Annotated in this window: 12 protein-coding genes, 1 pseudogene and 2 riboswitches; of the genes and pseudogenes, 3 read left to right on the top strand and 10 right to left on the bottom strand. The window is 67.6% G+C overall.

Annotated features, from left to right (window positions below; all coding sequences use genetic code 11):
• Positions 1–193 (top strand): annotated as a pseudogene (locus AC5QAB_RS20335) (IS110 family transposase); the annotation flags it as partial.
• 11 nt (positions 194–204) lie between these two features.
• Here the strand turns inward: AC5QAB_RS20335 and AC5QAB_RS20330 are convergent.
• The 3 genes from AC5QAB_RS20330 to AC5QAB_RS20320 all read right to left on the bottom strand — a co-directional run bounded on the left by AC5QAB_RS20330 (position 205) and on the right by AC5QAB_RS20320 (position 1,476).
• Entirely contained in the window at positions 205–621 is a 417-nt protein-coding gene (locus AC5QAB_RS20330; RefSeq protein WP_241884799.1) for a hypothetical protein, read from the bottom strand.
• Between the two features lie 3 nt (positions 622–624).
• Entirely contained in the window at positions 625–1,056 is a 432-nt protein-coding gene (locus tag AC5QAB_RS20325; protein ID WP_049439281.1) for a nuclear transport factor 2 family protein, read from the bottom strand.
• A 144-nt stretch (positions 1,057–1,200) separates the two neighbouring features.
• Positions 1,201–1,476, bottom strand: a complete 276-nt coding sequence (locus tag AC5QAB_RS20320; protein WP_032958252.1) for a GIY-YIG nuclease family protein — start codon at positions 1,474–1,476, stop codon at positions 1,201–1,203.
• A 40-nt stretch (positions 1,477–1,516) separates the two neighbouring features.
• Positions 1,517–1,606, top strand: a riboswitch (glycine riboswitch).
• Positions 1,607–1,619: 13 nt separating this feature from the next.
• Positions 1,620–1,725: riboswitch (glycine riboswitch) on the top strand.
• Positions 1,726–1,807: 82 nt separating this feature from the next.
• On the opposite strand from AC5QAB_RS20320, the gene AC5QAB_RS20315 reads away from it, so the two are divergent.
• Positions 1,808–2,425: a trimeric intracellular cation channel family protein gene (locus AC5QAB_RS20315; protein WP_005411215.1), complete on the top strand. Its 618-nt coding sequence runs from the start codon at positions 1,808–1,810 to the stop codon at positions 2,423–2,425.
• A 262-nt stretch (positions 2,426–2,687) separates the two neighbouring features.
• Here the strand turns inward: AC5QAB_RS20315 and AC5QAB_RS20310 are convergent, their stop codons facing one another.
• The 7 genes from AC5QAB_RS20310 to AC5QAB_RS20280 all read right to left on the bottom strand — a co-directional run bounded on the left by AC5QAB_RS20310 (position 2,688) and on the right by AC5QAB_RS20280 (position 8,138).
• Positions 2,688–3,761 carry a 3-deoxy-7-phosphoheptulonate synthase gene (locus AC5QAB_RS20310; RefSeq protein WP_014038657.1) on the bottom strand — a complete coding sequence of 358 codons (1,074 nt, stop codon included), beginning with the start codon at positions 3,759–3,761 and terminating at the stop codon, positions 2,688–2,690.
• Between the two features lie 294 nt (positions 3,762–4,055).
• Positions 4,056–4,313: a hypothetical protein gene (locus tag AC5QAB_RS20305; RefSeq protein WP_014648585.1), complete on the bottom strand. Its 258-nt coding sequence runs from the start codon at positions 4,311–4,313 to the stop codon at positions 4,056–4,058.
• Positions 4,314–4,403: 90 nt separating this feature from the next.
• A complete protein-coding gene (locus AC5QAB_RS20300) occupies positions 4,404–4,742 on the bottom strand; it encodes a DUF6616 family protein (RefSeq protein WP_046432768.1) in 339 nt (112 codons plus the stop codon).
• A 48-nt stretch (positions 4,743–4,790) separates the two neighbouring features.
• Positions 4,791–5,531 carry a DNA alkylation repair protein gene (locus AC5QAB_RS20295; protein ID WP_197561917.1) on the bottom strand — a complete coding sequence of 247 codons (741 nt, stop codon included), beginning with the start codon at positions 5,529–5,531 and terminating at the stop codon, positions 4,791–4,793.
• Positions 5,528–6,028, bottom strand: coding sequence for a MarR family transcriptional regulator (locus tag AC5QAB_RS20290; RefSeq protein ID WP_197561918.1), 501 nt, complete (start codon positions 6,026–6,028; stop codon positions 5,528–5,530). The genes AC5QAB_RS20295 and AC5QAB_RS20290 overlap by 4 nt, the downstream gene beginning before the upstream one ends.
• Before the next feature lie 71 nt (positions 6,029–6,099).
• Positions 6,100–7,398: an ATP-binding protein gene (locus tag AC5QAB_RS20285; RefSeq protein WP_197561921.1), complete on the bottom strand. Its 1,299-nt coding sequence runs from the start codon at positions 7,396–7,398 to the stop codon at positions 6,100–6,102.
• Between the two features lie 32 nt (positions 7,399–7,430).
• A complete protein-coding gene (locus AC5QAB_RS20280) occupies positions 7,431–8,138 on the bottom strand; it encodes a response regulator transcription factor (RefSeq protein WP_014648590.1) in 708 nt (235 codons plus the stop codon).
• Between the two features lie 106 nt (positions 8,139–8,244).
• Between AC5QAB_RS20280 and AC5QAB_RS20275 the strand changes: the two genes are divergently transcribed.
• Entirely contained in the window at positions 8,245–9,174 is a 930-nt protein-coding gene (locus tag AC5QAB_RS20275) for a retropepsin-like aspartic protease (protein WP_046432775.1), read from the top strand.
• The last annotated feature ends 30 nt before the right edge of the window (positions 9,175–9,204 follow it).

Below are 9,204 nucleotides of genomic sequence, written 5' to 3'. Positions count from 1 at the left end.
GGTGGTACGCGAAGCCCTTTACATGGCGGCCCTGACGGCCATCCGGTACGAGCCAAGACTGCGCACGTTTTACGCTGGCCTGAAGGCCAAAGGCAAAGCGAGCAAGGTGGCGCTCGTGGCGGTCATGCGCAAAATGCTGGTTATCCTAAACGCCCGTAAGCGGGACGCCGAGGTGGCCCTCGGCTGCCCCTGACAAGACAGTTGCTACTTCCGGCAGAAGTCCTCCTTCCTCGCGGTGTCGGCAATCTGCGCGGTACTCCAATGCCGGGTGATCCAGATCGTCAGTGCGGTACTGCCGAGATGCCAGCGCAGCATGCCGCGCTGGGGTTGCCGCCACAGGTGGCGCCGGGCAATCCAGAAGGCCTCCCGCTCCACTTCAGGCACCTTGTTCTTCATCCCGTCCTTGTCGAAGAACTGGGCGGTGAAGCGCCAGGGGTTCATCGGCTGGTATCCCGCCCGTGGCTCACCGCTGCACGCAGCCACGCCACTGGGCGCGCGGTCGGCCGGCTTCGGCCGACCGTCCACCAATGCCAGCCCGAGCAGATACAGCAGGCCAGGCAGCAGCGCGATGCTGGCGACCAGCACGACGACGGAGATCCATGCGTTGCCGGCGGCACGCATCGCTCAGTGCGCCTTCGGTTTCGGGTACCACAGTGCGTTGACGATGACCCAGCGCTGGTCGAAACGCCCCATGTGGAAGTAGTCGACGAACCACGGGGTTTCCAGCCGCACCGAGGCCGCGTTGCCGGTCACGTCCAGCACCGTGCAGCGGCGATCCCATTGATCCTTCGGGGTCTTCAGCGCGCCCTGTTTCGTCAACGAGACCAGCTCTTCCTTCGACATCCGGCGCAGGCCCAGGCGCTCGTCGGGTGTATCGCCGAGCACAGCGCGCTTGGCCAGGTCCGGATGCAGGGAACGGGCGACGCGCTGCGGGTCGGCCTCCAGCTGGCCATCGACGTAGTCGTGGCAGGTGGCTTCGATGGCCGCGATCGTGGCGGCGTCGGCGGCAGGGCTCGTTGCTGCGGAAAGCGCGAACAGCAGGGCAATCGTGGACATCCGGGTCTCCGGCTCTGGGCGCGGGGCGATCATCGCATGGGCCGAATGGCCCATCCACGCATGACGTGGATCTACTGTAGAGCCGAGCCCATGCTCGGCTCCCGCATCGGGCAGACGGAACAACAGCCGAGCGTGGGCTCGGCTCTACAGAAGCGCAGGATCCGTTGCCTGCAGCCAGGCCAGCTTGCGTTCGCGGGGCTGCTGCTTGAGTTGCCACTCGGCCCGCGAGGCGGCGGCCCGGTCCGGGTATTCGCGCACGGCCAGCACGCGCAGCGGCGGCCGGGCCCGGGTGTAGCGCGCGCCCTTGCCGGCCTGGTGGGCGGCGAAACGCGCCTCCACATCGGTGCTGATGCCGGCGTAATAGCTGCCATCGCGGCATTCGAGCAGGTACAGGAACCACGGGCGGACGGACGGGGCCATGCCTGGATTATGCCGTGCTGCACTGCAGCGGATATACTGGCGCCCGAATGCAGGAGAGAGGCGCCGCGCTGGCGCCCGCCGAAGGCGCAGGCTCCCATGATCGCTCAGGCCGGTGGGCTGGAATCCCACCAACCATGCATTCGACTCGCCGAGCTGGAGAGAGGTCACCGGGCATGCCCGGGACGATCCGCCGAAGGGGCACGCGGCCCATGCCGCTGAACTCTCAGGCAAAAGGACAGCGGGAGCGGCACCGGTCATCGTCATCCCGTCATTGCGCAGGCAGTGGCGGTGGTCGCGCATGGCCGGCCCCACCGCGCCCGGAGCCTGCCCCATGCTGCTGTCCATCATCTACCTGATCGCCATTTCCGCCGAAGCCATGACCGGCGCACTGTCCGCCGGCCGCCGCCGCATGGACCTGTTCGGCGTGGTCATGATCGCCTGCGTCACGGCCCTCGGGGGTGGTTCACTGCGCGACATCCTGCTCGGCCACTACCCGCTGGGCTGGGTGAAGCACCCCGAGTACCTGGGCTTCACCGTGTGCGCGGCGCTGATCGCCACCTGGGTGGCGCGCTGGATGCACCACTTCCGCCGCACCTTCCTGGTGCTCGATGGCCTGGGCCTGATCGCCTTCACCCTGATCGGCTGCTCGATCGCGCGCGAAGCCGGCCATGCAATGCCGATCGTGCTGATCGCCGGCATGCTGACCGGCGCGTTCGGCGGGGTGCTGCGCGACATCCTCTGCAACGAGGTGCCACTCATCTTCCAGAAGGAGCTGTACGCGATCATCGCGCTGCTGACCGGCGCGGCCTATCTGTTGCTGCTGCACTGGGGCGTGGCCGATGCCACCGCAATCCTGTGCTGCCTTGGCGGCGGCTTCGCATTGCGCCTGCTGGCGATCCACTACCGCTGGGAAATGCCGAAGTTCGTCTACCACGACGAAGTGCATTGAGCCTCTTCGTAAAGTCGAGCCATGCTCGACTGCTCTTTGCAGGAAACCAACGCGCTTCGCGCGCAGGTCGGGCATGGCTCGACGCTACAGGAAGCGGTATCACCACCCCGGCGATGTACCTGGCGCTGTCGCTCATGCGCAGCGCCAGGCGCATCGCCGGTGCAGATGGGCCGGCCTCCAACTCCGACCGGCCCTGATCGCGGCCGCACCCCCGCAGGCGCTGGCCGCCATCCACACACGTGCCGCACTCAGGCGGCTTCGATCAGGCTGCTTCGGACACCTTCACGTCGCGACGGGCGCGCACGGCCGCAGCCAGACGCTCCAGCACCGTCACGGTGGTGTCCCAGTCGATGCAGCCATCGGTGATGCTCTGCCCGTAGACCAGCGGCTGGCCTTCCACCAGTTCCTGGCGGCCACCGACCAGATGGCTCTCGATCATCACGCCAACGATGCGCTGTTCGCCGTCTTCCAGCTGAACAGCGATGTCCTCGATCACCTTCGGCTGGTTCTCGGGGTTTTTCAGGCTGTTGGCGTGGCTGGCGTCGATCATCAGGCGCGTCGGCAGCTTGGCCTTGGCCAGCACCTGGCAGGCGTCGGCGACGCTGCCGGCGTCGTAGTTCGGCTGCTTGCCGCCACGCAGGATCACATGGCAATCCGGATTGCCGGTGGTCGACACGATGGCGGTGCCGCCCTGCTTGGTGACCGACAGGAAGTGATGCGGATTGGACGCCGCACCCACCGCGTCAGCGGCGATCTTCACGTTGCCATCGGTGCCGTTCTTGAAGCCGACCGGGCACGACAGCCCCGAGGCCAGCTCACGATGCACCTGGCTTTCGGTCGTACGCGCGCCGATCGCGCCCCACGCCACCAGGTCGGCGATGTACTGCGGCGAGATCACATCGAGGAATTCGACACCGGCCGGCAGGCCGAGCTTGTTGATGTCGCGCAGCAGGCCGCGGGCAATGCGCAGGCCCTTGTCGATCCTGAAGCTGCCGTCCAGGTCCGGGTCGTTGATCAGGCCCTTCCAGCCCACCGTGGTGCGCGGCTTCTCGAAGTACACGCGCATGACGATTTCCAGTTCGCCGGCCAGCGCGTCGCGCAGCGGCTTCAGGCGCTGGGCGTATTCGATGGCGGCCTTCGGGTCGTGGATCGAGCACGGGCCCACCACCACTGCCAGGCGGTCGTCACGGCCGTGCAGGATCTGGTGCAGGGCCGCGCGCGAGGCGCTGACGGTGTCGGAGGCTTCATCGTCACAGGGCAGCATCGCCAGCAGCTGGGCAGGCGGTGTCAGCGGTTCGATGGTGCGGATGCGCAGGTCGTCGGTGTGCGGGGGCATTGCAGGAGATCTCCGGAACGTTGGGGTCCCCAGCGTGGCGGCATGAAAAAAGCCGCCAGGTTCGCTGGCGGCTTTCGGGAATGCGTCTGAAGCTTTCTTCAGGGTGAGCGCAGTCCTTCCTCCGCCAGTGGCTTCGGAAAGTAATACCAGTAAAAGCGGGTGGCGGCTGCGTTCATGGGGTGTATTGATAGCACAGCTTTTGCGCAGTGCAAAATGTTTCATCCGCAACCGCGGGTGCGGTTCAGCGAGGCGCGCGCCGGCGCTGCCCACGCGGCAGCAGCCACGCAAAGCCGCTCATTTGCCATGCACTTCCACGTCCAGCAACAGGCCTTCGTGGATGTCGGCCCAGCGCTCCAGCACGCGGTCCAGCTCCTGCCTGGCCTCGTCCAGCTGCTCGGGATTGAGCAGGGAACGGGTGGTGTAGAGGTCGGAGACCAACCGCCGCAGGGCCGCCTCCGGGATGGCCACCGACGGCCCTTCCCGCCCCGGCAACTGCAATGCCGGGCTGTCGCCAAGCGGGCCGAACAGCGTGACCTGGAGCGTGCTCTGCATGATCAACTTCCCTGCGGATGGACATGGGCAATGTCCTGTTTACCGCGTCCGGGTGACAGGCGCATGTGCCATGCGCGTCCGGAGACGCTGCTACAAGGCGGCCAGGTCGGCAAGGTGCTGCCCCATCCCATCGTCTGCGCCGACGGCGTTGATGGTGGCGAAGTACTGATGCCAACCGGTGGCGGCAATGCCGGCCACCAGCGCGTCGGCGTCCGCGCGGCTTGCACAGCGCCAGACCGCATAGAACTGCTCATCGCTGCCGTGCTGTACGCCCCTGGCAATGCGGCCCATCGCCAGCAGTGTGATGCGGACTGGATCGAACTGCTGCATGCCTGCACCGATACGGGCGAAGAAGGCATTCCGCTGCTCGGGCTGGAGCGTGGTCCAGGCGGGGGTGGCGGTGTAGAGCTCGATGAAGGTGTGCGACATGCTGCTTCTTCCTTGAAGGTTTGGGGGGTTGCCGGCCAGCGGCCGGCACTACCGGAGCGAGCGCATGGCGCGTTTGCGGATGTAGGCATTGGCATCACCAGGGTGCTGCTGTTGCCAGCGCGCGCACAGCGCACGCAGCCACTGCGGCTGTGTCTTGCCGGCATCATTGAGCCAGTTGCCGACCGAGTCCTGCACATAGCGCTCCGGGTCGTCGGCGAGTGCTTCCAGCATCGCCTCTGCAAGTTCCGGCTGCCGCTTGAACAGCGCGACATGTGTGGCCCACACGCCGCGCGGGCGCAGCGCTTCGCAGGCGAAGCGGCGCAGGTACGGCGATCCTTCCTGCGTCCATGGTTGCAGGTACTCCAGCGCCTGCAGTGGTGCGGCAACAATGTCGGCACGCAGCGCCAGCCACGCCCATTCGCGCACGCCGAAGTGCGGGTCGTCAGCCAGTGGCCGCATCGCCTGCAGCTTGGCCGGCAGCGTCGCGTCGGCTTCGCCGCCGATCAGGTAGCAGGCCCAGCCACGCACCGTGTCTGACGCATGCCCCTGCCAGCGCGCAGGCTCCCCCTGTCCGGCTTCGTGCAGCAACCGCGCCGCCAGCGCCATGCGCTGGGTGATGCCCTTGCCTGAGGCGTCGCGCATGCATTGCAGCGATTCCGGCTCAAGGGCAGGCGCCACCACCTGCAGCAGCGCGGTGAAATCCACGGCCAGGCATTCGGCCAGATGGGTGGCAGCAGCGCTGCCACTGTTGAGTGCATGCAGCCTTTGCGCAGGAACGGGCGTGCTCATGCTGCCGATTCCCGCCCGCCGTCCGTATGCTGCCAGACCTTGTGCAGCAGCTGCGACAGCTGCTGCTGTTCACCCGCATCCAGGCCGTCGAACAGGCCGCTGATCCATTGCGTGTGCTGCTCGAACAACGACTCGGCCAAGCGCTTTCCCGGTGCGGTCAATACGATCTGCAGACGGCGGCCATCCCCGTCATCGCTGCGACGCTGCAGCAGGTCTTCACGCTGCAGGCCATCGAGCAGGCCGCTGATGGTGGCACGGGTCACGCCGGCACGCTCGGCCAGCAGGTGCGGCGGCAGCGTGCCACCGGCCCCGTGCAGCAGGAACAGCACGACGAAGCGGCCCTCGCTGAGCCCATGCGGTGCCAGCCGCGCGGCGCAGTCGCGATCGATCGACGAGGACAACGAGAGCAGCTGGAAGCACAGGCGCAGTTGCGCGATGTTGGCGTAGCCGCGTCGCTGCGATTCCTCCAGCAGGGCCTGATGCTTGGCTTCGATCATCTCACGAACACGATATGGTTAGGCGCCTAATCATATCCCCGATAGCCGCCATCTGTAAACCACAGCCGATATCAGGGGAGCTTTCCCAGCAGCAGTCGCGCGATCAGCCCGCCGCCCTCGCGGTGCAGCAGCTGCAGTTCGCCTACGTGACGCCTGGCTACGTTGGCGGCCATGGCCAGTCCCAGCCCGGTCCCACCGGTAGCGCGACTGCGCGAGCTTTCGCTGCGCTGGAACGGTTGCAGCAGGCGGACACGATCAGCTTCGGCGATGCCCGGCCCGCGATCCATCACATCCAGCTGCACCCCATGTCCCCACACGGCGACATGCAGCTCCACGGCGCCCGCGTAACGCTCGGCGTTGTCGATGAGATTGTCGACCGCGCGCCGGAGCAGCAGCGCATCGCCATGCCACGGCAGCGTATCCGGGCACTGAAGCGAAATGTCGACCCCGCGCAGCAGCGCCCCTTGCAGGCATTCCTGCAGCAGGGCAGCCAGATCCAGCGAGCGCATCTGCAAGGGCTGCAGCTCGCCGCGTGCATAGTCCAGCACCTGCTCGATCATCGCGTCCATGCGTTCGATGTCCGCCACCATCCGGGCGGCCTGTGGTGCGGGAGCGAACTCGGCGCGCAGGCGCAGGCCGGTCAGGGGCGTGCGCAGGTCATGCGCCACTGCCGCCAGCATATGGGTCATGTCCTGTGCCTGGACCCGCAGGCGTTCGCGACCGGTGCTGATCGCGGCGGCCAGCATCTGCACTTCGCGTGGGCCATCGTCGGGCAATGGCGATTCGGCCTGCAGGTCGACGCGTGCGCTCGCTTCGGCCAGGCGCCGCAGCGGGCGCCCCAACCGGATCGACGCCCACGCCGCCAACGGCGCCAGCAGGATCGCACCGCCCAACAGGGCGAGCATCACCTGGCGGCGCCAGGCCGCCAGGTCACTATGGTCGCTGCCGACCACCCGCCAGCGGCCGTCGGCCTGGCGCATCCCCAGTTCAAACGGCGGCCACTGCATCGCGGTCAGCAGCGCGGCCTGTGATTTCAGCACGCCAGCACGACCGGAGGCGTCCAGTACCGCGCCACCCTCGATGACCTGCACATCGGGCGCCCTGCCCTGCCCCGTCCATGCCAGGCGTACATCCTCGGCCGGCATGCCCATCTGCGCGGCCGCCAGCTGCGCGAGCCAGTCGCTGGCGCTACCTTGGGGGGGCGCGTCCTGCGTCGCCCTGCGCAATCCCAGTGACGCCGGCGCCTGTTCCCCACGCAGTACCTGCATCGCATGGTCCAGCCGCATCGGTGGCGGCGCGGGCCGGGGCATCCAACCCACCACGGCAACGCTGACCAGGGTTGCCAGCAGCAGGCTGGCCAGCGCCAGCATCGCGATCCAGCGTGTGGTCGACCACCGGCTGCTCACAGCACCTGTACCTCAGCGTCGAAGCGATACCCTTCCCCGCGCAGTGTCTGCACGAGGGCTTCTGCCCCGGACGCGGCTTGCCCGAGCTTGCGGCGCAGGCGGCTGATCGCGAGGTCAATGGCACGGTCCACGCTGTCACTGGCTTCTCCGCGACTCAACTGCAGCAGCTGCTCACGCCCCAGCACCCGCCCGGGACGTTCGGCCAGCGCCAGCAACAGGGAAAACTCGCCACGACTCAGCACCAGCTCGGCACCGTCCGGTGCGAACAGGCGACGCTGGTCGGGCAGCAATCGCCAGCCATCAAACCGCAGCTCGCTGGCCACCTGCGTGCGCAGCTTGTCCTGACGGCGCAGCAGTGCGCGTACCCGCGCCAGCAGTTCACGCGGATCAAAGGGTTTGGCCAGGTAGTCGTCCGCGCCCATCTCCAGGCCGATCACGCGGTCCGGTGCAGCCCCCATCGCCGACAGCATCAGGATCGGGATCGCCCTCGCCTGCAGCCTGCGGCAGACCGACAGCCCATCCTCACCGGGCATCATCCAGTCGAGGATGATCAGGTCCGGTCGTTCGGCCTGCAGCAGCACGTCCAGTGCCGCCGCATCCGCCGCCAGGCGTACCTGGTAGCCGTGCAGCAGCAGGTGGTCGGCGATGGCGTCGCGGATGCTGGCATCGTCGTCGACGACGATGACACGGATGGGAGTACTCATTCGGACAGTATCCAGCACCTGTGTATCAGGACGGTATCAACGCCGATATTCCGGCGATACGCCGCCGTGCGCCAATGGTTACCCACGATCACTGCGGAGTCTTCCCTTGCGCCTCTTCCTGTTGCCCCTGTTCGCCGCTCCCTTGCCTGCGCTCGCCTCCAACGCCGCCGCGCACATCCTGCCGATGTGGATGCAGGGCGGTCATCCGGCGGTGGCCGTCTCGCTGGACGGGCGCGCCGAACCGCTGCGCTTCGTGGTCGACAGTGCCGCCGGGGCAACGCTGGTCGATGCCCGCGTCGTGCGGCGTTATGGCCTGGAGGATGCGGATGCAGAGGTATCACAGGCGCAAGGGGCGAGTGCAGCTTCGGCGCGGTTGCAGCGCATGCGCAGCACGTCCTGGCAGCTGGGCAGCTGGCAGCTGCAGGCCCAAGCCATGAACGTCGATCTGTCATCGTTGCCGAAGGATGATGATCCAGCCATCGACGGCTTGATCGGCAACGATCTGACCGGGCGCTGGGACACCCGTTGGGACTTCGGCCGCAATCAACTGGCGCTGTGGACACCCGGCGGATTGAACCTGGAAGGACCGGGTTGCCAGCCCAATGCGCTGCCCGGCCGCACTGGCGGCCTGCGCCAGTTCGGCTTCATCACGCTTGCACTGGGCGCGCCTGCGGTGGACGCCATCGCCGTGGTCGACACCGGTGCCGCACAGACCGTCCTCAACGCCGAAGCCGCCCGCGCACTGGGGCTGCGCACCGACGGCAGCGACGCGCGGGTGCGGGTGCGTGAAAAGGGCACCGAAGGCCTGGGCGGCGGCAAGCAGGCAACCTGGCTGTACACCCTGCCCGGCATGACCGGCGGCGGCTGGCAGCACCCGTCGATGGAGGTCCGCATCAGCGAACTGCCGGTGTTCAAGGCGATCGGCCTGGAGGGCCGGCCGGCGCTGATCCTCGGTGCCGATGCAATGCGCGGCGGCCAGGTGGACATCGGTGCCGGCGCAGCACGGATCTGCCTGCGCCGGCCGCAGGCCGGCTGACAACTGGCGATGACGCCAGCGGCAGCCCGG

It is taken from the genome of Stenotrophomonas sp. YJH_SMC_127 (genome assembly GCF_059372445.1).
The sequence above is the reverse complement of the archived record's forward strand: the minus strand, read 5'-3'. Positions and strand labels throughout refer to the sequence as shown.

Coding starts and splice junctions, on each gene's coding strand:
- AC5QAB_RS20325 (WP_049439281.1), bottom strand. CDS start 1,056: ATGTCCACGATTGCCCTGCTGTTCGCGCTTTCCGCAGCAACGAGCCCT.
- AC5QAB_RS20300 (WP_046432768.1), bottom strand. CDS start 4,742: ATGTCGCACACCTTCATCGAGCTCTACACCGCCACCCCCGCCTGGACC.
- AC5QAB_RS20315 (WP_005411215.1), top strand. CDS start 1,808: ATGCTGCTGTCCATCATCTACCTGATCGCCATTTCCGCCGAAGCCATG.
- AC5QAB_RS20330 (WP_241884799.1), bottom strand. CDS start 621: ATGCGTGCCGCCGGCAACGCATGGATCTCCGTCGTCGTGCTGGTCGCC.
- AC5QAB_RS20290 (WP_197561918.1), bottom strand. CDS start 6,028: ATGATCGAAGCCAAGCATCAGGCCCTGCTGGAGGAATCGCAGCGACGC.
- AC5QAB_RS20285 (WP_197561921.1), bottom strand. CDS start 7,398: ATGCTGGCGCTGGCCAGCCTGCTGCTGGCAACCCTGGTCAGCGTTGCC.
- AC5QAB_RS20305 (WP_014648585.1), bottom strand. CDS start 4,313: ATGCAGAGCACGCTCCAGGTCACGCTGTTCGGCCCGCTTGGCGACAGC.
- AC5QAB_RS20295 (WP_197561917.1), bottom strand. CDS start 5,531: ATGAGCACGCCCGTTCCTGCGCAAAGGCTGCATGCACTCAACAGTGGC.
- AC5QAB_RS20310 (WP_014038657.1), bottom strand. CDS start 3,761: ATGCCCCCGCACACCGACGACCTGCGCATCCGCACCATCGAACCGCTG.
- AC5QAB_RS20280 (WP_014648590.1), bottom strand. CDS start 8,138: ATGAGTACTCCCATCCGTGTCATCGTCGTCGACGACGATGCCAGCATC.
- AC5QAB_RS20320 (WP_032958252.1), bottom strand. CDS start 1,476: ATGGCCCCGTCCGTCCGCCCGTGGTTCCTGTACCTGCTCGAATGCCGC.